Source organism: Hymenobacter mucosus (assembly GCF_900188255.1).
GTDB classification, from domain to species: domain Bacteria; phylum Bacteroidota; class Bacteroidia; order Cytophagales; family Hymenobacteraceae; genus Hymenobacter; species Hymenobacter mucosus.
The window spans coordinates 1-23,483 of the sequence record NZ_FZNS01000020.1 but is presented as its reverse complement, the minus strand read 5'-3'; the positions used below and the strand labels follow the sequence as shown (position 1 = coordinate 23,483).

The 23,483-nt window shown below is 58.1% G+C and carries 38 protein-coding genes and 1 pseudogene; 26 read left to right on the top strand and 13 right to left on the bottom strand.

Features of this window, described 5'->3' with window-relative positions; genetic code table 11:
• Positions 1–13 precede the first annotated feature (13 nt).
• The 5 genes from CHB83_RS22670 to CHB83_RS23690 all read right to left on the bottom strand — a co-directional run bounded on the left by CHB83_RS22670 (position 14) and on the right by CHB83_RS23690 (position 3,530).
• Positions 14–181: a hypothetical protein gene (locus CHB83_RS22670; RefSeq protein ID WP_245855413.1), complete on the bottom strand. Its 168-nt coding sequence runs from the start codon at positions 179–181 to the stop codon at positions 14–16.
• A 129-nt stretch (positions 182–310) separates the two neighbouring features.
• Positions 311–973: an MBL fold metallo-hydrolase gene (locus tag CHB83_RS22665; RefSeq protein ID WP_089334419.1), complete on the bottom strand. Its 663-nt coding sequence runs from the start codon at positions 971–973 to the stop codon at positions 311–313.
• A gap of 62 nt (positions 974–1,035) precedes the next feature.
• The gene (locus tag CHB83_RS22660) at positions 1,036–2,106 is read right to left on the bottom strand and encodes a YeiH family protein (protein ID WP_230687945.1); all 1,071 of its coding nucleotides are present in this window, start codon (positions 2,104–2,106) and stop codon (positions 1,036–1,038) included.
• Positions 2,107–2,389: 283 nt separating this feature from the next.
• The gene (locus tag CHB83_RS22655) at positions 2,390–3,301 is read right to left on the bottom strand and encodes a LysR substrate-binding domain-containing protein (protein ID WP_073285409.1); all 912 of its coding nucleotides are present in this window, start codon (positions 3,299–3,301) and stop codon (positions 2,390–2,392) included.
• A gap of 88 nt (positions 3,302–3,389) precedes the next feature.
• Complete coding sequence (locus tag CHB83_RS23690; RefSeq protein ID WP_179225616.1) at positions 3,390–3,530, bottom strand: hypothetical protein; 141 nt, start codon at positions 3,528–3,530, stop codon at positions 3,390–3,392.
• 448 nt (positions 3,531–3,978) lie between these two features.
• Here CHB83_RS23690 and CHB83_RS22650 point away from each other — a divergent pair.
• Positions 3,979–4,353, top strand: a pseudogene (locus tag CHB83_RS22650) (integrase core domain-containing protein); the annotation flags it as partial.
• 182 nt (positions 4,354–4,535) lie between these two features.
• The gene (locus CHB83_RS24275; protein WP_262490745.1) at positions 4,536–4,664 is read left to right on the top strand and encodes a hypothetical protein; all 129 of its coding nucleotides are present in this window, start codon (positions 4,536–4,538) and stop codon (positions 4,662–4,664) included.
• Positions 4,665–4,806: 142 nt separating this feature from the next.
• Here CHB83_RS24275 and CHB83_RS22645 read toward each other — a convergent pair whose 3' ends face one another.
• From CHB83_RS22645 to CHB83_RS24480, 4 genes are all read right to left on the bottom strand, one after another.
• Positions 4,807–5,547 (bottom strand): SDR family oxidoreductase, encoded by a 741-nt coding sequence (locus CHB83_RS22645; RefSeq protein ID WP_089334418.1) that lies wholly within the window; start codon positions 5,545–5,547, stop codon positions 4,807–4,809.
• A gap of 82 nt (positions 5,548–5,629) precedes the next feature.
• Positions 5,630–5,824: an IS1 family transposase gene (locus tag CHB83_RS24445; RefSeq protein WP_089334417.1), complete on the bottom strand. Its 195-nt coding sequence runs from the start codon at positions 5,822–5,824 to the stop codon at positions 5,630–5,632.
• Between the two features lie 186 nt (positions 5,825–6,010).
• Positions 6,011–6,163: a hypothetical protein gene (locus tag CHB83_RS23965; RefSeq protein WP_167855335.1), complete on the bottom strand. Its 153-nt coding sequence runs from the start codon at positions 6,161–6,163 to the stop codon at positions 6,011–6,013.
• On the bottom strand, positions 6,117–6,311 hold the full coding sequence (locus tag CHB83_RS24480) for a transposase-like zinc-binding domain-containing protein (RefSeq protein WP_425486519.1): 195 nt from the start codon (positions 6,309–6,311) through the stop codon (positions 6,117–6,119). The genes CHB83_RS23965 and CHB83_RS24480 overlap by 47 nt, the downstream gene beginning before the upstream one ends.
• Positions 6,312–6,485: 174 nt before the next feature.
• Here CHB83_RS24480 and CHB83_RS24440 point away from each other — a divergent pair, with 174 nt between their 5' ends.
• From CHB83_RS24440 to CHB83_RS22570, 15 genes are all read left to right on the top strand, one after another.
• Positions 6,486–6,641, top strand: a complete 156-nt coding sequence (locus CHB83_RS24440; RefSeq protein ID WP_394340167.1) for a hypothetical protein — start codon at positions 6,486–6,488, stop codon at positions 6,639–6,641.
• A gap of 75 nt (positions 6,642–6,716) precedes the next feature.
• Positions 6,717–7,100 carry a recombinase family protein gene (locus tag CHB83_RS24435; protein WP_394340166.1) on the top strand — a complete coding sequence of 128 codons (384 nt, stop codon included), beginning with the start codon at positions 6,717–6,719 and terminating at the stop codon, positions 7,098–7,100.
• Between the two features lie 81 nt (positions 7,101–7,181).
• Positions 7,182–7,385, top strand: a complete 204-nt coding sequence (locus tag CHB83_RS22625; protein WP_089334415.1) for a hypothetical protein — start codon at positions 7,182–7,184, stop codon at positions 7,383–7,385.
• Positions 7,386–7,395: 10 nt separating this feature from the next.
• Positions 7,396–7,794 carry a hypothetical protein gene (locus tag CHB83_RS22620; protein WP_089334414.1) on the top strand — a complete coding sequence of 133 codons (399 nt, stop codon included), beginning with the start codon at positions 7,396–7,398 and terminating at the stop codon, positions 7,792–7,794.
• Between the two features lie 15 nt (positions 7,795–7,809).
• Positions 7,810–8,058 (top strand): zinc finger domain-containing protein, encoded by a 249-nt coding sequence (locus CHB83_RS24475; RefSeq protein WP_449404529.1) that lies wholly within the window; start codon positions 7,810–7,812, stop codon positions 8,056–8,058.
• Positions 8,059–8,178: 120 nt separating this feature from the next.
• Positions 8,179–8,469, top strand: a complete 291-nt coding sequence (locus tag CHB83_RS22615; protein WP_089334413.1) for a hypothetical protein — start codon at positions 8,179–8,181, stop codon at positions 8,467–8,469.
• Positions 8,470–8,473: 4 nt separating this feature from the next.
• Positions 8,474–8,764: a hypothetical protein gene (locus tag CHB83_RS22610; protein ID WP_089334412.1), complete on the top strand. Its 291-nt coding sequence runs from the start codon at positions 8,474–8,476 to the stop codon at positions 8,762–8,764.
• A gap of 11 nt (positions 8,765–8,775) precedes the next feature.
• Positions 8,776–9,099, top strand: coding sequence for a hypothetical protein (locus CHB83_RS22605; protein ID WP_089334411.1), 324 nt, complete (start codon positions 8,776–8,778; stop codon positions 9,097–9,099).
• Positions 9,100–9,126: 27 nt separating this feature from the next.
• Positions 9,127–9,453, top strand: a complete 327-nt coding sequence (locus CHB83_RS22600; protein WP_089334410.1) for a hypothetical protein — start codon at positions 9,127–9,129, stop codon at positions 9,451–9,453.
• 80 nt (positions 9,454–9,533) lie between these two features.
• Positions 9,534–9,803, top strand: a complete 270-nt coding sequence (locus tag CHB83_RS22595; protein WP_089334409.1) for a hypothetical protein — start codon at positions 9,534–9,536, stop codon at positions 9,801–9,803.
• 6 nt (positions 9,804–9,809) lie between these two features.
• Positions 9,810–10,070: a hypothetical protein gene (locus CHB83_RS22590; RefSeq protein WP_143437258.1), complete on the top strand. Its 261-nt coding sequence runs from the start codon at positions 9,810–9,812 to the stop codon at positions 10,068–10,070.
• 49 nt (positions 10,071–10,119) lie between these two features.
• Positions 10,120–10,368 carry a hypothetical protein gene (locus CHB83_RS22585; RefSeq protein WP_089334407.1) on the top strand — a complete coding sequence of 83 codons (249 nt, stop codon included), beginning with the start codon at positions 10,120–10,122 and terminating at the stop codon, positions 10,366–10,368.
• A 49-nt stretch (positions 10,369–10,417) separates the two neighbouring features.
• Positions 10,418–10,810, top strand: coding sequence for a hypothetical protein (locus tag CHB83_RS22580; protein WP_089334406.1), 393 nt, complete (start codon positions 10,418–10,420; stop codon positions 10,808–10,810).
• A gap of 14 nt (positions 10,811–10,824) precedes the next feature.
• Positions 10,825–11,625: a hypothetical protein gene (locus CHB83_RS22575; RefSeq protein ID WP_089334405.1), complete on the top strand. Its 801-nt coding sequence runs from the start codon at positions 10,825–10,827 to the stop codon at positions 11,623–11,625.
• A gap of 14 nt (positions 11,626–11,639) precedes the next feature.
• Positions 11,640–11,876 (top strand): hypothetical protein, encoded by a 237-nt coding sequence (locus CHB83_RS22570; protein WP_089334404.1) that lies wholly within the window; start codon positions 11,640–11,642, stop codon positions 11,874–11,876.
• Here the strand turns inward: CHB83_RS22570 and CHB83_RS22565 are convergent, their stop codons facing one another.
• A complete protein-coding gene (locus tag CHB83_RS22565; RefSeq protein ID WP_143437257.1) occupies positions 11,877–12,194 on the bottom strand; it encodes a hypothetical protein in 318 nt (105 codons plus the stop codon).
• A gap of 43 nt (positions 12,195–12,237) precedes the next feature.
• On the opposite strand from CHB83_RS22565, the gene CHB83_RS22560 reads away from it, so the two are divergent.
• The 9 genes from CHB83_RS22560 (at position 12,238) to CHB83_RS22520 (ending at position 21,440) form a co-directional block, all read left to right on the top strand.
• Positions 12,238–12,660 carry a hypothetical protein gene (locus CHB83_RS22560; protein ID WP_089334402.1) on the top strand — a complete coding sequence of 141 codons (423 nt, stop codon included), beginning with the start codon at positions 12,238–12,240 and terminating at the stop codon, positions 12,658–12,660.
• A 56-nt stretch (positions 12,661–12,716) separates the two neighbouring features.
• Positions 12,717–13,421, top strand: a complete 705-nt coding sequence (locus tag CHB83_RS22555; RefSeq protein WP_089334401.1) for a hypothetical protein — start codon at positions 12,717–12,719, stop codon at positions 13,419–13,421.
• A gap of 274 nt (positions 13,422–13,695) precedes the next feature.
• Complete coding sequence (locus tag CHB83_RS22550) at positions 13,696–14,007, top strand: hypothetical protein (RefSeq protein ID WP_089334400.1); 312 nt, start codon at positions 13,696–13,698, stop codon at positions 14,005–14,007.
• 2 nt (positions 14,008–14,009) lie between these two features.
• The gene (locus CHB83_RS22545) at positions 14,010–14,969 is read left to right on the top strand and encodes a hypothetical protein (protein ID WP_089334399.1); all 960 of its coding nucleotides are present in this window, start codon (positions 14,010–14,012) and stop codon (positions 14,967–14,969) included.
• A gap of 5 nt (positions 14,970–14,974) precedes the next feature.
• Positions 14,975–15,577, top strand: a complete 603-nt coding sequence (locus CHB83_RS22540; protein ID WP_346771275.1) for a recombinase family protein — start codon at positions 14,975–14,977, stop codon at positions 15,575–15,577.
• Between the two features lie 10 nt (positions 15,578–15,587).
• Positions 15,588–16,523, top strand: coding sequence for a helix-turn-helix domain-containing protein (locus tag CHB83_RS22535; protein WP_179225614.1), 936 nt, complete (start codon positions 15,588–15,590; stop codon positions 16,521–16,523).
• Positions 16,524–16,620: 97 nt separating this feature from the next.
• On the top strand, positions 16,621–17,643 hold the full coding sequence (locus CHB83_RS22530) for an aldo/keto reductase (RefSeq protein WP_089334396.1): 1,023 nt from the start codon (positions 16,621–16,623) through the stop codon (positions 17,641–17,643).
• A gap of 171 nt (positions 17,644–17,814) precedes the next feature.
• Positions 17,815–20,835 carry a Tn3 family transposase gene (locus CHB83_RS22525; RefSeq protein WP_089334395.1) on the top strand — a complete coding sequence of 1,007 codons (3,021 nt, stop codon included), beginning with the start codon at positions 17,815–17,817 and terminating at the stop codon, positions 20,833–20,835.
• A 101-nt stretch (positions 20,836–20,936) separates the two neighbouring features.
• Positions 20,937–21,440, top strand: coding sequence for a M50 family metallopeptidase (locus CHB83_RS22520; protein ID WP_179225613.1), 504 nt, complete (start codon positions 20,937–20,939; stop codon positions 21,438–21,440).
• 107 nt (positions 21,441–21,547) lie between these two features.
• Here the strand turns inward: CHB83_RS22520 and CHB83_RS22515 are convergent, their stop codons facing one another.
• From CHB83_RS22515 to CHB83_RS22505, 3 genes are all read right to left on the bottom strand, one after another.
• Complete coding sequence (locus CHB83_RS22515) at positions 21,548–21,748, bottom strand: hypothetical protein (protein ID WP_089334393.1); 201 nt, start codon at positions 21,746–21,748, stop codon at positions 21,548–21,550.
• A gap of 90 nt (positions 21,749–21,838) precedes the next feature.
• Positions 21,839–22,099 (bottom strand): hypothetical protein, encoded by a 261-nt coding sequence (locus CHB83_RS22510; RefSeq protein WP_089334392.1) that lies wholly within the window; start codon positions 22,097–22,099, stop codon positions 21,839–21,841.
• 46 nt (positions 22,100–22,145) lie between these two features.
• Positions 22,146–23,387 carry a Y-family DNA polymerase gene (locus CHB83_RS22505; protein WP_394340168.1) on the bottom strand — a complete coding sequence of 414 codons (1,242 nt, stop codon included), beginning with the start codon at positions 23,385–23,387 and terminating at the stop codon, positions 22,146–22,148.
• Between the last annotated feature and the right edge of the window lie 96 nt (positions 23,388–23,483).

Sequence of the window (23,483 nt, the reverse complement as noted above, 5' to 3'; positions counted from 1 at the left end):
GGGGGGGGGTTGCTCAACTACCGCCGCCAGCCACTAGCTGGCAGGCCGCCAATTCCCGGCGGTGCGCCCGAAAGCGCAGCAGCCCGACCGTCAGCACCAGCCCCGCCACGGCCAGCGCGGAGTAACCCAACCGGCCGCCCCGCTCGGGGTGAAACTGAAGGAGCGCCAGCCCGAAGCCCACCAGCGCCAGGCTGGTGCGCACGTAGGTGAGCAAAGTGCGCTCATTGGCCAGCCGGGTCCGTTGCAGGGCCAGCCGGTCCGAGAGGGCGAGTGGGTTGGTGGGGGGGGGGTAGCGGCATAAGGGAGTAGGCTACGGGAGGGTAATGGCATCGCCCGGTTCGGCCAGCCGGTGAAACACGATGCCGTGCTTCTCAAAATACGGCCCGTAGTTCTCGTAGCGCTGCTGGATGAAGAAGGGCTTGAGGTAGCCGTCGTGTACGGGCAAAATTTGCCTGGGACGCATTTTCAGGGCGAAATCGGCCACCACCAGCTCCGTGAGAAAAGGCGCGGTGACGGGCAGCAGGAGCATTTCCACCCCCGCGAAGGGCAACAAATTGTTAGCAAAAGAGTCGGCGGGATTTAGCACCTTGCCATTCACCAGCCAGGCGGTCATTTGCGGCAAGGGGCTGTCGAGAATGGCCTCGTGCTGCACCGGAAGGGCCAGCAGCTGAAACACGCCCAAGTCTAGGCGACCTTCCTCGTGGATTTGCACCGTGAGGCCGTGCGCTTGCAGTTCGGTTGCCACCTCGCGGTTAGAGATGATAATGACCTGACGCAGGGCCACGATTTTCTGCAGCGCCGCCACGTCGAGGTGGTCGGGGTGGTTGTGGGTGATGATGATGACCGATACGTCTTTGAAAACCTCGGGGTGCACCAAGCCTTCGATGAAGGAAAACTTGCCCGGGTCGAAAAGAATCTGTTGGCCGTCGAGTTCGAACAGCAAACAGGAATGAATGTATTTGGTGATGCGCATGGCATTGAAAATGAGGTTGTTCTAGCTGCTTCGGTAGTCCAACTTCCTCCGTGCGCTTTGCGCTATACCGTGTGCAGAATCACGTAGAGCGAGCCAGTCGAAATCACCAACCAGAGCAGGATGCCCAGCACGTAGGGCTTGATGCCCACCGAGCGCACCACCTTGGCCGACAGGCCCGCGCCGATGAAAAACAGCGTCACCGTGAGGCCGATTTTGGCCAGGTTCACCATCACCGGGCCCAGGGGCTTGGCGGCGGGCACGAAGGTGTTGAGCAGCATGGCGGCGATGAAGCCGAAGATGAAATAGGGAATTTTCACCTTGACGCCCTTCTGCTTGAAAATCATGGCCGTGCCAATGGAAATCGGGATAATCCACAGGGCCCGGGCCAGCTTCACGGTGGTGGCTACTTCCAGGGCTTTATTGCCGTAGGCGGCCGCCGCGCCCACCACCGAACTGGTGTCGTGGATGGCAATGGCGCACCAAAGGCCGAACTGGTTCTGAGTCATGGCCAGCGCGTGGCCGATGGGCGGGAAGGCAAACAGGGCCAGCGCGTTGAGCACGAACACCGTGCCCAGGGCCACCGACATCTCCTCGTCCTTGGCCCGCAGCACCGGCCCGATGGCCGCGATGGCCGAGCCGCCGCAAATGGCGGTGCCGCACGAAATCAGATGCACCACGTGCCGGCCCAGCCCCAACCACCGGCCCACCACCAGGCCCAGCAGCAGCGTGCCGAAGATGGACACCACCGTGAACAGGATGCCCTCCTTGCCGGCCTGCACCGCCGCGTGGGCGTTCATGCCGAAGCCCAGCCCGATAACCGAGAACTGCAGCAGCTTGGCCGTGGCCTTTTTGGTTTGGGTAGTGAAGGGGTTGCCGATGGTCTGGGCCAGCACCAAGCCCAGGGCCAGGGCAATGGGCGGCGAGGCCCAGGGCGTGAGGCAGAACACGAAGAACAGCACGAACACCACCTGCTTCAGGGTGAAATCCTGCCCGAACAGCACGCGGGGCGTGTGCAGGTGGCGGAAGAAGCCGGTGGTTTCGTTGAATTCAGGAGCGGCCGGTTCCTGCGCCGGAGCGGGAGCGAGCGGCGAATCAGGGGCTTGCGGAGTTGCGGAATGAACCGGGAGTGCCATGAGCGGGAGGGGGTTGTTTCTGAGGCAAATATACGGCGACCCCTACGCAAAGGATTATCCAATCGTGTTATCCTGCATAACCAAAAGTTATTTATAGAATAGCTGATTTTTGCATTCCCGCCAGTCTTGAGCCGCCCGGATGGCCGTGGCAGCAGTTGTTACGGCACCGGCAGACCTGTGCCATCGCCAATCTGCCGTTGGACGAACCACCCGGTTCACCTCCTGCTGTATAAGTACAGCCGCTGCCAGCTGACACCGAATGGTTATCCGGCATCGCCAGCCTTTATTTGGCCCCCTTGAATTGCCCCTGCACGAAGCTCAGAAACCGCTGGGCCGGCCGGGCCAGCACCTGTCCCTGCACCCAGAGTGCCTCGAACTGCCGGGCCAGGTGCAGCCCTTTGATGGGCACGATTTCGAGCAGTCCAGCCGCCAGCTCGCGGTCCAGGGCCCGGCGCGACACGAATCCCAGGGCCGCCGGCGCGGCTTCGAGGTAGCGCTTGATGGCTTCCGTATTGTCCAGGTAAAGGGCTACGGAAAGGCTGCTGAGCTTAATGTGCTGCGCCCGCAGAGCAAATTCGAGAATTTCCAGCGTGCCCGAGCCCCGCTCGCGCAACACCAGCGGGTGGGCCAGGGCCTCGGCCAAGGACAGCGGCGTGGCGAGCGGGGAACCGGGCGCGACGCGGCGCACGGCCACCAACTCGTCGGGCAGCAACGGCTCGTAGTGCAGGTCGTGGCTTTTGGTGCGGCCTTCTACAAAGCCCAAATCCAGCTCGCCGCGTAGTAGGGCATCGGCAATGCGCTCGGAATTGGCGTTCAGGAACGAGAGCTGCACCTGCGGGTAGCGGGCCTGAAAGGCGGGCAGCAACCCCGGCAGCACGTACTGGGCCAAGGTGGTGCTGGCCCCCAGGCGCAGGCGGCCGGCGGCCTCTTCGGGGTCACGCAGGGCCAGGAGCTGGTCTTCGAGCTGCTGCTGGGCGGCGGCGGCGGCATCGGCGTGGGCGTGCAGCAGGCGGCCGGCCTCGGTGAGGCTCACGCGGTTGCCGCGCCGCTCCAACAGGCGCTGGCCGTACTGGGCTTCCAGCTCACGAATGTGCTTGGTGACGGCCGGCTGGCTCACAAACAGCTCCTGCCCGGCCTTGGTAAAGCTCAGATGCCGGGCCACGGTGGCAAATACGCGCAGACGAAAATCGGACATGGCGGCAAGGTAGGCAGTTTGCTATAACCTCGGGGCGGACCCTCCCCGCTCATTTCGGGCACTCATCCGCCCACCCTGCCAACGCCGCTTACCGAACCAGCTTCTCCAGCGCGGCCTTGAACTCGGGGGTGTAGTACGCGGCCATGCCGTCGTGGCAGGTGACCACCTGGCCGTCGGGGCCGATGATGACGGTGGCAAGAATGGAGTTGGAATCGAATGGGGCAGGCACTTCGGCTTTTCAGAGGCCGATATAGTACAGCGAGGCGAGGCCCAGCGAAAGCCTGACGAAGCGGATACTACCTTCCCAAGGCGCTGGTTTACGCCGAGGTGCAGCAGGTTGATAGACACGAAGTAGGCGAGAAATTGGTCGGACGCATTTCGGAGTGGCAGACACAGGTGTTTCGGTGCGCCGGGCGGAGCCGTGCCGGCCGCCTCCCTTACCATCCAGACCAAACTCCTTATCTCTCCCTCAATGGTCTACACTCCGTCGGCGAGGTACGGCGTACGCTGGCGCAGTACCAGCAACGGCTCAAGTTACGGCCAACCAAATGAGTGTAGTAAGCAGGTATAGGGTAACCAGAGCGTGACGCTGACGCAGCAGCATTAGCACAGCTTACTGCCCAACGTCCGTTCTAATTTGGCAAAGGGCGTTTAACCTTTGTACTAAACTTTTAACCAAGGCCGAAGATGTCGTGGCCGTGATGCAGCGCTTACAGCAGCAGTTAGGCGTAGTACCTGAGCGCATCCAAGTCGACAATGGCAGCGAGTTTATCAGCAAGGCCCTCGACCGCTGGGCCTACGACCAGCACGTGACGCTGGACTTCTCTCGGCCGGGCAAACCGACCGATAATCCGTACATTGAGTCGTTTAACGGCAGCTTCCGCGATGAATGCCTGAACGTGCATTGGTTTCTATCGCTGACCGATGCGCAAGATAAAATTGAGCAGTGGCGCCAAGAATACAATGGCTTCCGACCGCACAGCTCGCTACAGAATTTAACGCCCGATGAGGTAGTGGCTGCGGCTACTACTGTCGAGCTTCAGAATGCCTGATGCTCCACTTTCAACCGGCCCAGTAAATGGGAGCAGGTCAGTTGCCGAAGCGATACGCAACAGACTGCGTCGCCACCCGCGAACTGGAATGCGCTCGAGAATGCTCCTCATGACTGACATGTATGGACCGGGCCTTGTCACGCCGGTGATGCTCAGCACGAACTGGCCAGCCCGTTTAGCTTTTGTGCCAACCTTTTACCCAAGGCCAAGTTTCGGACGCGGTGCTCGATGCGCCGGGCTCACTTATCATTCAGGAAGCGGGCAACCGGACGTTCTCGATGCAGACCGCGCTGCACGAGCTGCTAAAATAGCCAGCCTACCTACTATATTAAAGCGCCTGTCAGGCTGAGCTGGCGCAGCATTTTTTCGCGTGAGAAATCATATTTCTAACGGAAGATGCTGCGCCAGCTCAACCTGACAGGCGCTTTGAGCTACCAGATATGGACGACGTGCTTAAAACTCCTGCACCGTGGGGCGTAGCACAATTTCGTTGATATCTACCTCGGCGGGCTGCTCGATGGCGAACGCAATGGCCCGGGCCACTGACGACGCTGGAATAGCCTGTTTGTAGAACTCTACCACGCCCTTGGCACTTTCCTCGTGCGAGCTGCCGTGCTGTAGCTCCGACTCTACCGCGCCGGGCTCGATGCTGGTGACGCGAATGCTGCCGCCTACTTCGTGGCGCAGCCCGTCGGATATGGCCCGCACGGCGTATTTGGTGCCGCTGTACACGGTGCCGCCGGGGCTGAACACTTTGATGCCCGCCACCGACGAGATATTGATAAAGTGCCCGGACTTTTGCTGCTCGAACACGGGCAAGGCGGCCGCGATACCGTAGAGCACGCCTTTGATGTTGATGTCAATCATGCTGTTCCACTCGTCCACCTTGGTGGCACTCATGGGCGCAATGGCCATCAGGCCGGCGTTGTTGATGATAACGTCGAGGCGACCAAACGCTTCTACAGCCTTATCAACCAAGGCTTTTACTTCTTCGGCTTTGGTTACGTCGGTTTGCAGAATCTCTACCTTTCCGCCTGCGGCGCGAATATCGGCAGCAATTTTTTCCAGGTTTTCGAGGCGGCGCGCGCCTAGCACTACGGCGGCACCTTTGCTGGCCAAATGGCGAGCCGTAGTTTCGCCCAGCCCGCTGCTAGCGCCCGTGATGACGACTACTTTATTTTCGATATTCTCCATGATGTTCCTCGTTTGGCCTCGCTTTGCTTAAGGTGATGTGGGGAGAACCGGTAGCTACAGCAGTTGTTTCTTGGGTGGTGGTTTAATTTAAGGTGAGAGTGTAGTTATCGATAACGATTTTAATGCGGGCAGTATGGATTGCCAAACTTTTGCTAAAGGAGCAGGATTTGCGCACCAGCATACCGCACCGCTGCCGTAAGGAGCAATTACTAGCTTCGACAATACTGGTTTGCCCTTCGCCTTTCAGATACGGGCGGTGTCGCCAGCGGGGCAGCACGTTTGTATAGGCATTCTAGCGGTCGGTAAAATACCAGCAGTGGCGGCGGTAGCGACGCGGCAAGGCTTGCCACAGCCGCTGCGCCGTTTGAGCACTACGGTTGCCCAAAACCCACGCCACGATGCGCCGACTGGCGCGTTCGACCGCAAGCCAGAGCCAGACTTTATGCGCTTTACAGCGTTTTTTCTAAAACTTCTTCCGCCGCAGTCGGGGCAGCGGGGGCGAAGCTGCCCGCGCTTTTTTTAGCAGCTTAGCCACCGTCACGCGCGCCACGCCCGTGGCGTGCACAATGCTACGTTGGGAGTTGCGTTCTACGTAACAGTTTTTCCACCTGGGCATATTGGGCGGCTTTGGCGACAGCAGCGGGCGTAAAACGCGCTTGGTAGCCACAGGCTTTACACTGATATTCGGCATGCCCTTGGCTCGGACCATTGCGCCGAATAGGTTCGCTGCCACATTGGGCACATAGATGTTGCGTGTAAACCATAATCCCTCCTACGCTTTTCACCTCTTAATGGGGTTCTTTTGCCAAAAGGGCGGATTTACACGCTAAGCCCGGTTAGCAAAAAGGGTTATAGTACTGCCTGAGAAAGACTGATTCTACGCTGTAGAGCGGGTGCGTGCTGCCTATCAACAAGGAACTCCTTTTTGATAACCTCCGATGCCCGCCAACCCGACCGACCAGCCCACCCGCGTGGCGCTCTATGCCCGCGTCTCCCCCCTCGACAAAGGGCAGGCCCGGGAGACGCAGCTGCGCCCCCTGCGCGAGTACGCCCAGCGCCGCGGCTTTGCCGTTGTCGATGAATACGTGGACTAGGCCTCGGGTACCAGCGAGGAATGAACTCAGTACAAACGGATGATGGTGGCGGCCAAGAACCGGTAGCTCGACGCGGTGCTGGTCCGGCGCTACGACCGCTTTGCCCGCTCGACCCAGGCGCTGGTCAACGCGCCGAAGGAATTCCAGAGCCCAGGGGTGGACTTCGTCTCCTACCAGGAAAACATCGACACGACCACGCCCATGGGCGAGTTGGGGTTCCACGTCATGGCCTCGCTGGCCCTGTTTGAGCGCGCGCTCATCAGCCAGCGCGTGCGCGCCGGCATGGCCCGGGCCAAAGCCCAGGGCAAGCATGTGGCCCGGCCGCCACTGGCCCAGTCTAAGCAGGAGGCCATTGCGCAGCTTCTGCGCAATGGCTTATCTATGAATCAAGTCATCAAGCAGTTAGACCTGGCCTATGGCACCGTCTACAATTACGCCCAGAAGCTAAAAAGTGCTTAGCGTGTAAATCCGCCCTTTGGGAAGAAGAACCCCTGTTAGCCATGGACTCGGAGGTTTTACCCTATTTGTTTAACAACACCCATGGATTTGCGCAGCAACAAGGCCAAAGTAAACCGCATGAAAATTACGCTCACGCCCAATGACACCTACACCGTGGAGTTTTACCGTCAGGTGCTAGTCGATTGGGAGCCGGTTATTTCCAACCAGCAGACTTTTGAAATGGTGTACGGGGAGGACTTGCCTAGCCTCTTTACCTCAGTAACGGGCTACGATACTCACCTCTAAGCGCCGCGCCATGAAAGCCCCCCGAGCCCTGACCATCGACTTAGAAGGCAAGCAAGTGAAGGTGTACCGCAACCTGAAATACAAGGACCAGGGCCTCTTTTCGGTGCAGTTCGGGGGGCTTGTGGTAGCCGTGCTTGAAACCGTGCAGCTAAGCAACGTGGTTTTTAAGGTCACAGAAACCGGCCGCCAGCGCGTGATAGCCAGTCGCCAGAAGAACGTTCACGCCTACGCCATTGGCACGTTTACCGCCACGCCGCAGCCCACCGCAACTGAGCCAATCAGCTATAACCCCTACCGCGCCGGGCATTTCTTCCGCATCGAGGACCAGGCCCCCATTCACAGCGCCACGGCGGTAGTGCTGAGCGAAGGCAAAGCCTACGCCAGTGCCCAAGCCAGCCTCTTATTCTAGCCCTGCTATGGCAAGATAGACCCCATTAGCTACGATTATCGGGAGGTAGCTTGCCCAGCTTGCGGAGCTAACGCCGGCAGCTATTGCAAGCGCCCCAGCGGCCACAGCGGGCCGATAGTGCAGCCGCGCCGAGCAGCCGCGCACCTGATGTGGCAGCAGGAGGAATTGACCAAGTACGGCCGCATCATTACCACATGGGACGAGGCCCCAGCAGCAGCCCCGGCCACCCCAGCACCGACCAGCGGCCAGCTTTCCCTTTTCTGAGTTTTACAATTGAAAAAAGATGTAAAAACTACATAAATAAAGTTGTATTTTTTACAACATTAAACCAGCCAAAAACGTTTAATAAGTATAAGCCACGCAGCTAAAAACAGCCTTTCAATCATGGGTAAGCACATTTTTTCTTCGACTACCAGCACCGGCCAGCAAGTGAATGTTCAGTGTGGTTGGGACCGTTCCTTGCAGCACCATTACCTGACCGTTTTTGCCGGTGAGGCCGTGCCTGAAAACGTGCTTTATACTTCCCTGATGGAGCGCGGCGGCGGATTGCCTGACGCGGACGCGGTATCGGACAAGCTGGATGAATTAGGCATTGAAGCGCCGGAAGGCTTGTTAGGCCGGATTTGGCTGGATTCCGAATTCAACGAAAGCAGCAACGAGGTAAAACAGTGGTAAGGCCATGAGAGCAGTAGAAGCCCCCACCCTTGGCGACCTCACTTGGAACCAGTACCGTAGCCAGGTAATCAACGCTATTACGGACGTTGAGGCCCAGTTGTACCACCTCAGAAAGAGCGTCAACAACGAGGGCATGACCTACGAGGTAGCCGCCTTGCTGAAAATTGAAATCATCGACCAAGAAGATTTTGATGTGCTTTCGGCCTTGGTGAAAGCAGTTCGCCACGTTGGCTGCGAAGCTATCCGCGCCACAAAAGAGGACCACGGCGGGCAATTCTCCCTGCTTCTACTCTAACCCTAACGCCCATGAAAACGCCCCAAGATTTGACCATCGGAGATGCCATCTACTACCCGCGAGAGCAGGCGCTAGGCATCATTTACGAAACGTACAGCCGGGGCGACAACGAGCGGCCAGGGGTGCAGGTGCTGCTGAGCAACGGCGAAGACCTTAGCGGATTCAGCCCCCAGGAAGCCGACCAGTTTTTGCAGCCGTTGGGGCCTACGGGCCTGACCTATCAGTTTCAGAACGTGACCCAGCTAGCCCGCGACTACGAGCGTGGCGTTTTTGGCCAAGCGTTCCACAACGCCCAGGTGCTCCAACTAACGCAGTCGCTCAACCCACCCGAGTAGCTTTTCCCCTTTTGTTCCTTCTTCGCTATGAGCACCAGCTACCAGAACAGCCAGAATAGCGCCGGTTTTGCCCCACAGTGGGCTTATCTAGCCGTAGAGCACCAACCGGCAGACGAGGCCGAAGCCGAGCGCCTAGAGCAGCTACGGCGGCTTATTGACGCGGCACCCGATGTAGCCGACCTACGCGACTTTGCCGAGCAGGCCCGCGAGGTAATGGGCAGCGGTTACACCATCCATTGCGGCAGCTCCCACGTCTGGCTGAAACGCGACGACCAGGCCGAACGCCTAGCAGTTATTGCAGACCGGCACACCACGGCTTACCGGGAGTGGAACGCCCCCACTGCAAATAGTTAAACCTTCAGCAAGCAGCGGGCCGTAATGTTGCTAAAATTGCATAGATTATTTTGCCTCATTACACCTAACGCTGCTGAAAAATGCCTAAGAAATTGCCTTTCGACAACATTGCCGAGTTTGTTCATTCACTTGGCGAACGCGGCAAAACGGCCAAGGCCCTCGACATTAACCCGCGCACCTTGACTACCCGCTTGGCGGACCCGGCCACCTTCACCTTGGCCGAGCTGCAACGAGTAGCCGAGTACGGGCACACCGACCTTATCACGGTAACAATGATGGCTGAGCACCAGATGAAAAACCCGATTGAGCCGCCCGCGCCCGCTTTGGGTCGGCCAGCTCGTCAGCACTAGCTGCCCATGAGCATCTTACCTGAGTATGCAGCCCCTACCGGCGTTCGGTCGATGCTCTATCAAATGGCTGAGCTACTGCTACGCTACCCCGACGAGGCCCAGCGGCTAGCCGCCGCTGAGGCCCTACCTACGCCAAACCCTTTTCTAGCCGAAGCCCCCGACCTTGAAACCGTGGCCCAATGGCTGCAATTTACCGGGGAGGATATAACCGCCGACGAACTACGCACGAAGTACCAGCAGCAGGGCTGGCTATTACGCCTATCCTAGCGCAATTTCTTAGCCAGTTGTCTTATTCTCTGTCTATAGCCGCCCGCGCATGAAGTACGCTCCCCGCCGCCGCCGCAATTCGCCGCCACCTATCGACTACATCATGCGAGAGCTACACGCTTCTAGTAAACGGTGCGATGAGCTGCTAGGCCCGGCCCTTCAAATGATTGACGAGCGCCGCAAGCTGAGCGAGAGGTTCACCACTGGCTTACTCGTCGTGGGTGTGGCCATCGTCTTTTTCTTGCACTGGCTGCATCCTGAGTGGCCGTGGCCAGTTCGTATAACTATCCCGTTCTAAGGCGTAGGAGCACACTTTCACCGCACCTTTTTGCAATTGTAAAGCCTTTATGAAAAACGAGTGGGATATGTTCGCCGCCGTGCAGCAGCAGTTAGCCGCAGGGGCCGAACTGGTAACAATCTATATGACCAGCGCCTCGACCAACCTGACCCCCGGCCAGAGTGAGCCAGTCCAGGCGCTCGATGAAGAAGGCCAAGCCTATGAGTTAGGGCCGGACTTCATGCAGGCGCTGCGAGTGTGCATCTTCGACAAGCGGATACCGCATAAAATCCACCACGGCAGCAAAACCCTAGCTTTTGGCCCAGGGCTACGCACTCTCCCGCCCACAGTGACGCTACCCGGTGAGGTCACGCTTGACCTACTCGATGAAAAGAACCTTGATACTCTCGATATGCTGAGCGACGACGACAGCAACGATGATTGGTGGAAGCCTAAGCCGTAACCTGCTACTTTACTATGGATAACATTTGGGGAAACATCGCGGAGATAGCAACTGCTGGTGCTACAATTGCAGCCGTAGTAGTGGCTATACGCACTATTCAGGCGAAAAGAGTAGACGACCGTCGGACAGACAGATTAAATCGCATCAACCAACAACTCAACCAACTTTACGGTAAGCTCTCCATTCTCTATGAAACTGGAATGAGAGACTGGTGCTCCTTTATAGAACAGCACGGAAACGACTCTAAACTATTCGCCAGAGAGTTTGTGGATTTTTTTCCCAGCGGGGAGAATGTAGATAACCTGCCTTCACCTACTGCTGAACAATTAAAAGCTTATCGTAAGTGGCTCAAAACACTTTTCACAAAAACCAATGAGAAGATGTTAGAGGTGATTTACGCTAACGCAGACTTAGTAATTGGAAAAAGTATGCCGCAGGTCCTTATTCTTTTCGCGCAGCATGTTTCATCCATGAGATTACTACAAGTCACATTAGACGAAGAGGAACATAAAGAAGAAGCTGGCTCAAAAAGCGCGATTCTTGATGATTGGAGAGAATATGTAAAACTCATGGCGCCGTACCCAGGGGATACAGGATTTTACATCGGAGCATGTTTTGAAGTGTTGAAGGAAGAACAAGAGAGGTTACTATCAACCTATGAAACTCCCCTTACAGAGATGGAAATAGCTCGAAAAATAGAAGATGCCCAACGGGGTAAAGCGAAGTTTTGGAATGAGCGCGGAGTAGAAATAAGAGCAAAGAGAGCAACATCTTCTGCTATAAGTTCAAATGCGACTTTTGAACCAAAATTGTAACCAATATCTATCTTATGGAAGTCTATTTTGCCAGTCCCGGCCCCGGCTCCCATGCCACCAGTGTTACCGTAACGGGCGCTAGCAGTGTTGATGAAGCAGTGAATGCAGCGCAGAACCGCATCTATGCTGAGTATGGGACGGACCGCTACGAGGTTGTAATCACACCCCCCAGCGGAGCCCCAGCCGAGGCAGACCGCTACGAAATGAGCGTGAGCATCACCGATTCACAAAACGGCAACGAGGCTAGCTAGCTATTCTGTTGGCGGCACTGCCTCAGCACTGGCTTCCTGTATCAGCTCCGAGCTTACTTCTGTCACCGGGAAAAAATCACTACGGAACAGGTTTGATTCCCGCTCTGCAATTGGAAAACGCCTTGCAATGGCTTCATAGGCAGATTCGGAAATCTTGAGATAGGCCACCTCACCCGTAGTGCCTTGGCCCCTGTCACCGAAGATGCACAGCAGCCGGTCGAATTGATTAAGCGGCGTGTACTTGAAAGTGCGGATATACGCCTTGTGTGCGCGGTAAGACCCTAATTCGTCAGGCGTAGAAAGCTTTTTTGAACTCATAGCAGTACAGGTAAGCCCGAAGGTACTCATTCACCGAATTTCAATGAAGAAGCCTGCTAGCGCCCCGGTTTTACCTCTCTATAATCCGGCTTTGCCTAGCTTCAACCGCTTAGTAGGGCCGGAAGAAGCCGCTACTTTCTGTCAGTATAAGTTTCAGGAGATGGGCGCGGAGCTGCCCGAGTGGGCCAGCCGCCACAACTTGAATGTAGAGCAGGCAATGCTTATGAGTACGCAGCCGGTTACCGTTCACGACCCTACCCGCAATAAGAGGATTTGGAAGTTCAAGCCCGAGTTCGCCCAGGCCGCACTTTCTGAGCTTGGCTTTCCCACGGAAACGATTTGGATTAAAACACCCGATTCCTGCGCACTAGAAGTCGTATTTGTCTTGCCACCACGTTCTGTAAAACAGTACCGCCAGGAGCAGCAAGAATACAGGCAACGCACAAGGCATACTGAGCAGGACTAGCACCAATTCACTACTTATAGGGTAGCTTTGAAGGAGGCAGTTCAGTAACAGATTATATGAAAACCAGCGAGATGCCAATCAAAATGCGCTTAGCAAATAAATTACTCTTGCTCGTTTTAATTCAACTGCTTCATATTGGCGTTTTTGCCCAAACTCCCAAAGCCATCAGGTACAGGATTACTGAAGTAGGGCTTATATCAATTGCACCTGAACTAGAGTTGATTGCCGGTAAAAACAAGAAGCTCGAAGATTCAGCTCAACTGAGTATGAGCCGCTTGTATGACTATGATATTTATGATAGTAGAGCTGTCTTTCAACAAAAAGGATTGAACGAGAGCCAACCCTCAAGCCTTCAAACTTATGTGCGAATAATCATCGAAACCTTTGTTGGCAAGCCCGGTGAGTATCCAAAATCAAGCAGTAGACCAGCGTTTAAGCCTGATGAATTGGCTGCTTACGATGCCAATTTCAAGCAGGAGGTTGTTGCGGGATTCAAAGAACAACGAACTGCCAAGACGAATCTATCCCTTGTAAAATGGTTGGGAAGCAATACTGTAATTGTTAATGACAAGGCTGCAATACAAATTACTTACATCCGGCAGTTGAATGATAGGCCGCCTGTCAAAGTGGAGATGTACCAATTCTTCAATAATGACAGGATGCACCAAGTCATTTTATCATACAGGATTAAGGATGAAAAACAATGGAAGCCGATACTGGCAAAGGCTCTATCAAGCTTCCAAATTACTAACGTTAGATAACCAACTTCCAAACTCTATTCTAAAGACGAGCCCCGCTAATGACAGCGGGGCTTTTTTCAGCAATTGTAAACAGTTAAGGCGGTTTTGTAGGTGTTGTAAAGATGTATTTTTTACAACTTTAACCCCTGTTTTTGCGTTAATAGTAGTGTAGTTTACTTCCCGTTAGAAGCCTATTATTATGCCTGGTCTTTCTCAATCACGCTCCTTGGCTAAGCGGCAGCATCGCCGGTTGTCGAACCCTGCTATCTTGCCGGTAAATCAACCTACTTTAGCTATGGGTCAGACCCTTGAAAAAGTGGCGCTTGTCGAGAAGCTACCGGATTCCCGCACGGCCCATTTACAGCCCATTATTGATTTTCTGAAAGCCCAAGGCAACGACCCCGCCAGCGGCGACGAGTTCACCTACAACCGGGATGGCTTTGGGGAATACCTGTTTCACCAGTCCCTCGACGTGGAGGCCTTGCGCCAACGGTTTACCTTCCCCCCAACTATTCTGCTGACCAAAGACGCGGTGCAGGATACCCGTAATTTTGTGGCCATTACCCAGGCCCTGCCGCCAAGCGCCCCGCTGACCTTTAATCTGTAAGTGTGGCCACGTCGATACCACCCGTTGATACCCCAGCCCGGAAGGCGTTTCTTGACCAGGGCACCAATCTATACCCCGGCGTTGACCAGTGGCACCACCCGCAGCAGGACTTGCCCGCTGGTACGCTGCTAGTGCAGTTTGACTTTCGGCCCGAGGCGGACATTCGGAAAGGAGAAGAAACTATTTCGCCTTACTTCACCGATGCCGCCACGCTGCTAAAGCACCTAACCCCGGACTTAGAAGTCAACGCTCGTAGTTTGGCCGAGGCCCTACAAGTAAAGCCGTATCGACAGGCTGATGCAGGCGAGCATCTTTACAGCCCCAGCGTAGCGATATACCGACTAATCCGGCCCATCAAAGCGGAGAACATCCAAGTAGCGCAACCGGCCGAGTTCGGCCACGGCCTGACCCGCAACAACCTTCAGTACGGAGAAGGGGTAGGGGCTCAATTCTTTCTGACGGAACCCAAGGATTCGATTCTGAAAGGGGTGAACCGGGCCTTAGAAGTTGCCGATGTGATGCCGTGCATTCAGCGGGAGCACCGCTTGGCTTGGTTACGAAAGCTGGAGGTAAGCCAGGTCGATAACAAAGCCATCGAAGCGGCCATTAAGCCACTCTTTCAGGATAAGGTAAATGAGATGCTGCGCGGCACCCCAGGAGAGCAGAAGCACGGCCGCGAGATAGCCGAGCTATACCAAGCCAACCAGGAGCTAAAGATGATGCAGCTGAGCAGCCCGATTGCGAAAGTGCCACCGCCTGATGCCACTACACGGGGTAGCACAAGAGTAGGAACAGAAAGTATCGGTAGGGAAAATCTGCGCAGGGAGCTGTCTCGCGAAACGGCCGTTTTAGCGGCCCACCTGCCTCGGCTGCTTAGCGCCCTGAAAAGCTACCACAGATTGTCTCATTTCCTGTTCTCAGTAATCAACGACTCGCTATCTTCGCCCTCGTTGACTTCTTGAGAAAAATGGCGATGATTTTCGGCTATGCCCGCGTGAGTACCTCCGACCAGCACCTGCATCTGCAGACTGATGCCTTGCAAGCCTACGGCTGCGTGGAGGTGTCCCAGGAAAAAGTGTCCTCCGTGAAAGAGCGCCCGGCCCTGCAGCACCTGCTGACGCGGCTGCGGCCCGGCGATACGCTCGTCGTCTGGAAACTCGACCGCTTAGGCCGCTCACTCAAAGACCTGGTCACGTTGGTGACGGGCTTTCAGGACGCAGGGATTCACTTCGTCAGCCTGCAGGACCATTTGGACACGACCACCGCCCAAGGCCGGCTCATGTTCAACCTGTTTGCCTCGCTGGCTGAGTTTGAGCGCGACCTTATCCGCGAGCGCACCAAAGCGGGGTTGACTGCGGCCAGAGCCCGGGGCCGGCAGGGCGGGCGGCCCAAAGGCCTCTCCAAAGAAGCCCTGTCCAAAGCCCAGGCGGCCAAAACGCTGTACCTGCAGCAGGACAAAACTGTCGCGGAAATCGCCCAGTTGCTCGGGGTCGGTCGGGCAACCATTTACCGCTACCTGGGGCAGCTGGGCGTACCAACGGGCACGCAGGCGACACACCAAACGACCTGATACGCGCCTTGTGATAAAGACTTGCTCTCAGCCACCCGCTGCCGCTATTTCCCTGCCCGAGTTTGAGCACCGCTACCTAGGAAAGGTGCCGTCGGTGGGCGGGCTGCAGGCGGGCCAGTTTGCGGCCTATTCCCGCGCTGACTTCGGGCAGGTATCCCTGCCCTACCAGCGGCGCGACTTCTACAAGCTCTCCTTGCTGACGCGCGGCACCAGCCAGCTGCACCAGGCCACGCGGGGCTGGGCCATTGCCGGGCCGGCCGTGGTGCTCTCGCACCCGTTGGTGCCGCACGCCTGGGAAACCCTATCGGACGAGCAAAGCGGGTTGTTTTGCCTGTTCACGCCCGAATTTCTGCACGGCGGGGCGACGGCCGACCAGGCCCTAAGCCCACTACTGGCCCTGGGGCGCGACCCGGTCTATATACTGGAGCCCGGGCAGTTGCCGGCGTTTGAATCGTTGTTTAGCCAGCTGCTTACGGAGCTGGGCACCGATTACCCACACCAGGCCACCGTCGTGCGCCACTACCTGCACCTGCTGTTGCACCAGCTCCAGCGCTTGCGGGCGCCCGCGCCCAACTTCGTGCACCCTACCGCCGCCGACCGGCTCGCTGCCCTGTTTCTGGAGCTGCTGGCCCGGCAGTTTCCGGTAGCCCGGCCCGACCAGCCACTGCAGCTGCGCGCCCCCCAGGATTTTGCCCCGCTGCTGGGTGTGCACGTCAACTACCTCAACCGGGCCGTGCGGGCGGTGACAGGCAAAACCACTACCGCGCACCTGGCCGAGTGGCGGCTGGCGGAAGCGCGGCGCCTGCTGCAGCACACGCCGTGGTCCTTGACCGATATTGCCGAAGCGCTCGGCTTTGCGTACCCCACCCACTTTCACAATTTCTTCAAGCACCACACCGGCCTCACCCCGCAGCAAGTCCGTCAGCCCCAGGCCCTGGTGGTTTGAATTTCGTAGCCCTTGGGCGCAAATTGGTTATGTAGCCCCAGCAGGTGCGCCGGACCTTTGCACGGCCGGGTGCTACATTTCCCCGGCGCTACGTCGTATGCAGTATCGCTTGCTGGGCCAGACCGGCCTGAAGGTGTCGGCCCTGTGCCTGGGCACCATGACCTTTGGCGGCAAAGGCCGTTCGGCCGTCACCGGGGCCCTCGACCAGACGGCCGCCGATGAGTTGCTGCGCCGGGCCGTGGCCGCCGGGGTCAACTTTATCGACACGGCCAACGTGTACTCCGAGGGCTTGTCGGAGGAAATTACCGGCCAGGCCATCCGCAACCTAGGCCTGGACCGCGACTCGTTGGTGCTGGCCACTAAAGTGCGGGGCAAAATGGGCGAAGGCCCCAATGAGGTAGGACTTACGCGCAAACACATCATGCAGCAGGCCGAAGCCAGCCTCAAGCGCCTGCATACCGACTACCTCGACCTCTACCAGCTGCACGCCTACGACCCGCTCACGCCGCTGGACGAAACCTTGCGGGCGCTCGATGACCTCGTGCGCCAGGGCAAGGTGCGCTACATTGGGGCCAGCAACCTGGCCGCCTGGCAGCTGATGAAGGCCCTGGCCACGGCCGATAGCCGCCAGCTGGAGCGCTTCGCCTCGCTGCAGGCCTACTACACCATCGCCGGCCGGGACCTGGAGCGCGAAATGGTACCGCTGCTACTTGACCAAAAGGTGGGCCTACTGGTATGGAGCCCGTTGGCCGGTGGCCTGCTCTCAGGCAAGTACACCCGCGATGGCCAAAACCAGGAAGGCGGCCGCCGCGACCGGCTCGACTTTCCCCTCGTCGACCGCAACCGGGCCTTCAATGTCCTCGACGTGCTACACCCGCTGGCCGAAACCAAAGGCGCCACGGTGGCCCAACTCGCCTTGGCCTGGCTGCTGCACCAGCCGGTAGTAAGCAGCGTCATCATGGGGGCTACCAAGCCCGAGCAGCTCGACGCCAACCTGGCCGCCGTGGACGTGACGTTCACGCCGGAGGAGTTGCGCCATCTCGAAGAGGTCAGCCAACTGCCAGCTGAATACCCCGGCTGGATGCTCAACTACACCACCAGCGACCGCACCATCAGCTAACGGGCAGACCCGGTGCCGGTTGTATCCTGAAACCTGTCGGTCTGGGGCGAGCAATGAAAAGGGCCAGCTGCTTATTTCACACGAGGTTCGGCCAGCTTACCAGACCGAGCGGGAAGCAAGCGACTGGCCCGAATAGGGCCGCCGCCAGCGGGGACACGCGACTATAGGACAATGCCGGTAGAATTTCTGAGCGACGAGCAGGCGGCCCGCTATGGGCGCTACCAGACAGACCCTAGCCCGGAACAACTGGCCCGTTTCTTTTACCTGAGTCCGCAGGACCTACAGTTTCTGGCCGACTACCGCCGGTCGTACACCCAACTCGGGTGTGCTGTGCAGTTGTGTACACTCCGGTTTTTAGGCACGTTTCTGCCCATCCCTACCCAGGTGCCGGCCGTCGTGGTGGCCACCTTGGCGCAGCAGCTTCAGGTAGGCACTGACGCGTGGCCTGCGCGGTATACCCGCCCGAATACGCTCTCCGACCACCAGGCCCGCATTGTGGCGTACCTGGGCTTTGCGGCCTATGGGGGCCGGCAAGTATTCCGCCTCACGCGCTGGCTCTACGCGCAGGTCCTCACCAGCACCGTGCGGCCCAGTGTGCTCTTTGATTTAGCGACCGCGCATCTAGTGGCCCAGCGCGTCGTGCTGCCCGGCGTGACGGTGCTGGCCCGCCTGATTGCGCGGGTCCGCGAGCGTACGGGCCGTCACCTGTACCACCAACTCCGCAACCGGTTGAACCCGGTACAGCAAGAGGCCTTGGAATCGCTGTTGCTGGTACCGCCTGGCCAGCGACTCACCCGACTGGAAGCGTTGCGCACCGCGCCGACCCGCGTTTCCGGCCCCGCTCTGGTGGCCGCGTTGGGACGGCTGGAGCACGTGCGCGTCCTCGGCGTAGGGAGCATTTCACTGCACGACCTGCCCGAAGCCCGAGTGGTGCGGCTGGCCCGCCACGCCCAAGTAGCCTGGGGGCAGACGTTGGCGCGGATGGGAGAAGAACGCCGCCTGGCTACCCTGCTGGCCTTCGCCCAGGCCCTTGAACGCACGGCCACCGACGATGTGCTCGACCTCTTCGACGGGCTGCTGACAGCGCTCGCCCTGCGGGGCGAAACCAAGCGCCGCCGTCAGCGGCTGCGCTCCCTGAAGGATTTGGACCAGGCGGCGCTGGTGCTGGAGCAAGCCGTGCGCTTGCTGCTCGACGAATCCGTGCCCGAAGCCCAGATTCGGGCACAGGTACTGAGCCGCATTGGCGAAGCCTCCTTGCGAGAAGCAGCCGAGACGGTGCAGGCGCTGGCCAGTCCCGCCGACGCCCCCCGGTTCCAAGCCCTGAGTGGTAGCTACGCGACCGTACGCCGGTTTCTGCCGGCCCTGCTGAACGGAATTGCGTTGGAAGGCTCCCCCTCGGCCAAACCCCTGCTCGATGCCTGGTACTTTTTACGAGCCCAGGAAGCAGGCGGCCGGTGCCGGCCCAAATGGGGGACTGCTCCCCGCACCTTTGTGCCCAAAAGCTGGGCGCGGCAGGTGTTTGCCAGTCGAGACGAGGTGAACCCCGCCGCGTACACGCTCTGCGTGCTGGACCGCCTACACCAAGCGTTGCGCCGTCGGGAAGTGTTTGTGACGACGAGTGATCGCTACGGCGACCCGCGCGCGGAAATGCTACGCGGCGAGGACTGGGACGCGGCGCGTGAATCGGTGGCGCGGGCGCTGGGCCGTTCGCTCGACCCGGCCCTGGAACTGGTGCGGCTCCAAGCGCAGCTGCGGTCGGCCTACGCGGAGGTTCGCGAAACCCTGCCCCACAACACGGCGCTGCACGTGCTGCAGCACGACGGCATGCCCTACGTGCGGGTAAGCCCGCTCCCCGCCCAGGAAGAACCCGCAAGCTTGCAGCAGTTGCGGACGCAGCTTACCCAGCAGTTGCCCCACGTGGAACTAGCGGCGTTGCTGCTGGAGGTGAACGCGTTCACGGGATTTGCCGACGCCTTCACCCACGTGGCCGACGGCCAGAGCAAAGCGGCCGATTTACCACTGAGCATCTGCGCGGTGCTGCTGGCCCAGGCGTGTAACATTGGCCTCAAGGCTGTGGCGCGGGCCGAGGTACCGGCCCTCACCTTGCCCCGCTTGTCCTGGGTGCAGCAAAACTACATGCGCGTGGAAACGCTCACCGCCGCCAACGCCCGGTTGGTGGACGGCCAGGCGCAATTGCCCCTGGCCCAGGCCTGGGGTGGCGGAGAAGTCGCCTCGGCCGACGGCATGCGCTTCGTCGTGCCCGTGCGCACGCTGCACGCCGGGTGGAACCGCAAATACTACGGCTCCCAGCGCGGGGTAACCTACTACAACTTCACCGGCGACCAGTTCACCGGCTTCCACGGCATCGTCATTCCCGGTACGCTGCGCGACTCCCTGTTCATCCTGGCCGGGCTGCTGGAACAGCAAACCAGCCTGGACCCGCGCGAAATCATGGCCGATACCCATGGCTACAGTGAGGTAGTCTTTGGCCTGTTCGCCTTATTGGGCTACCGCTTCAGCCCTCGCTTAGCAGACCTCTCCGACCAACGGTTCTGGCGCCTCAGCAAGGAAGATGATTATGGTCCCCTCAATGAATTAAGCCGGCACGTCGTCAACGCCCGGCTCATCAGTGACCATTGGGAGGATATGTTGCGGCTGGCCGGCTCTCTTAAATTGGGCCGGGTAAAAGCCACGGCGGTAATGCGCACCTTGCAGCGGGCGGGTTCGCTCTCGGGCCTGGGCCGGGCGGTGGCCGAACTGGGCCGGGTGGAAAAAACGCGCTACCTGCTAGCCTACGTCCACGACGAGGCCTACCGGCGGCGCATCCTGGTGCAGCTCAACCGCGGCGAGGGCCGCCACGCGCTGGCCCGCGCCGTTTTTCACGGCAAGAAAGGCGAGCTGCGCCAGCGCTATCGCGAGGGAATGGAGGACCAACTCGGGGCGCTGGGCCTGGTCGTAAACGCCCTGGTGCTGTGGAATACGCGCTATTTGCAACAAGCATTAGAGCGGTGGCAGGAAACGGAGGAGCACGTAAACCCGGAGGATGTGGCCCGCCTCTCGCCCTTGCTGCATGAACACGTGAATATGCTGGGCCGCTACGATTTTACGCTGCCCGAATCTGTGGCGGCTGGGCAACTGCGTCCCTTGCGCACCCTCACACCCTGGGAAGCATCGCTTGGTGAATGGGCCTAGCGATAGTTTCTGTTCCTACTCTTGTGCTACCCCTACACCTAAGCCTAGCCCAGCGCCTCAGCGCCGCCGAGGCCTACGCATCTAATGCAGCAGCTTGTTCTATGCTTGTCGATATACTGCTACTGCTTGTTCTTTTCCCCGTTTCATTCATAGTCAGCGGGCTGGCGCATGAGCTTGGCCACGCTATAGCTGGTAAGCTAGTAGGGCTAAGTATTCATCGGATTGTGATTGCAACCGACCTAAGAAAAAAAACTGTAAAGCCACGGTTTACGCTGGCGGGCACCGAGTTCTATTTTGCGCCCAATAGCTTGCTACACTATGTAACTACGTCAGGAGTTGCATTCAGTAAGCATCCGGTTAAGCAACTCATCTTCAATCTGGCAGGACCACTAAGCGGAGCTTTAACAGCAGCTGTATTTGCGTTCTATTCATTTGGCTTTACCGGAACTACCGTAGTCAACGGCATTGCTATCTGTCTATGGGGCTTCCACTTCGTAATGAACCTACTTGAGTTGCAACCTGAACTGCTGGCATACGATACCCCAAGTGACGGTTGGAATGTTCGGGAAGCGTGGCGACGGATAAAGGCAAGCAAGAAGAATTAAGCAAAGGCCAGAAAGAGAACCAGAGGGATAAAGGCCCGCACGACTTGCTGACAACAAAAAGCCCCCGAGCCGAAGCGCCGGGGGCTTTTCATTATATGGTGAGCACATTAGCGGTGCTGCTGGTCGTAGTAGTCGTTATCGTAGTAGCGGTTGCGCTGGTAACGAATTTTTGATTTTGAACTCATGCCACCCAACCAACCAAGAGCCGCGAGAAGCAACCCCCAATTGGCCACGTATTGCCCCCAAGTAGGAGCCCAGGAACTATGTAGAAAGAAGAATAGAGCGCCGAGGATAAGGAAAGTACGCATAAGAGTAATATGTAGTATGCTTCACAATATAGTAACTATCTATACTTCCACTACGCAAGTGTCCTGCTTTAAGTTGCAGTTTATACAACATTATTGCACCGGCATTTGGCAGACGAGGAAGCAGGTAGTTAGAACTAGAACCGTATTGAGGAAGTAGAAAACTTCGCGGTTAGCGAAGATGCCAGCCATCCACACGCCCCCAAACCCCATAAAAAGGGCATATGCCGGCAGCGAGTGCACTACTAAGCTCAGCACTAGAAAGAACAGTGCAGCTAGTAAGTTGTGCCCTTGCAGGTCAGTGAACAGATGCTCTTTGCGAATAACGCCAAATTTGAACTGTGTAGTAGTCATAGGGGAGTAGATGAAATGAGGTAGTAATATAACGAAAGCGTGAGGATTAATTTACCAACATTAAATCTTCCAGCCGAGTAGTGAAGGCCGGTGAGCGCCATTGAGCCTTTCCTTCCCACGGAGGGGGCGTTTTTCCGCTCGTTGTGTTGATGTGGCCAGCGGCCGGAATTGCCGTAGCAATTTGCACCGCGCCCCGGCCGAAACGCTGATTCAGTGCGTCCAGGCTGGCCATCAAAGCCGGCCGCTTGGTAACGAGTGCTGGCTTCTCGATGGGCTTTACCGCAGGGGCCGCAGCAAACAAGTCTAGCTGCTGGCCAGTACCGGGCGGCTCCAATCCGTCGAGCACCACCCCGGCCTTATGATAGGCTGTGCTCTTCTCCCACAGCCGCCCGAGCAGGAGGCGGGCATAGCTGAGCAGCACCGTAGTATCAGCCGTAGGCCCGATGGGTAGCGTCAGGGTAGCTGACTTCGAATAAGGCGGCAGCACGTTAGCAGCAAAGCGGTTTTTACTGATGTACACCGTTAGGACATGCGCCATGTCGCCCTGCGCCCGCAGCTTTTCCGCCGCCCGCGAGAGGAACGCCGCCACGGCCGCGAGTACATCATCAAAGGCAGACAGGGGCTTGCCGAAGGTGCGGGAGCAGCTGATGCTTTGGCGGCTGAGCGTACCATCTTCCGAAGGGTGCAGGCCCGCGCAGGGCCGACCTTGCAGCTCCTGCACCAGCCGTGCCCCGACCACGCCGCCCAGGTGCTTACGCGCCCAGGCATCCGACACGCGGGCCAGGTCGGCAGCAGAATCTACCCCGGCCGCAGCCAGCTTAGCCGCGTATTGCCGCCCTACTCCCCACACGTCACCCACCGGAACTTGCCGCAGCGCCCAGGCCCGCCGTTCGGGTGAATCCAGGTAAAGCACCCCGCCCAGCGCCGCATCTTTCTTGGCAATTCGGTTGGCCAGCTTGGCTAACGTCTTGGTTGGAGCAACACCAACGCAGGTAGGGATTCCCGTTCGGGCCTTGACCCCATCCCGAATTTTGCGGGCGTAAGCATCCAGGCTCCCTAAATAGGTTTCCATCCCGGCTAGGTCTAGAAATGCCTCATCAATAGAGTAAATTTCTACCGCTGGCGCTACTTGCTGAAGGTGATACATTACGCGGCGGCTCATATCCCCATAGAGCGCATAGTTTGAGCTGAAAACCTTCACGTTGTGCTGTTGCAGCACATCTTTTACTTGAAAATAGGGGTCGCCCATTTTCAGCCCCAGCGCCTTTGCTTCCGCGCTCCTACTTATCAGGTTATGGTCAGCCGGGGAATCGCTCCCCCGGCTGCCAATTCAGAACCGTGCGTGAGACTTTCACCTCACACGGCTCCTCGTTGTGCACCGCTA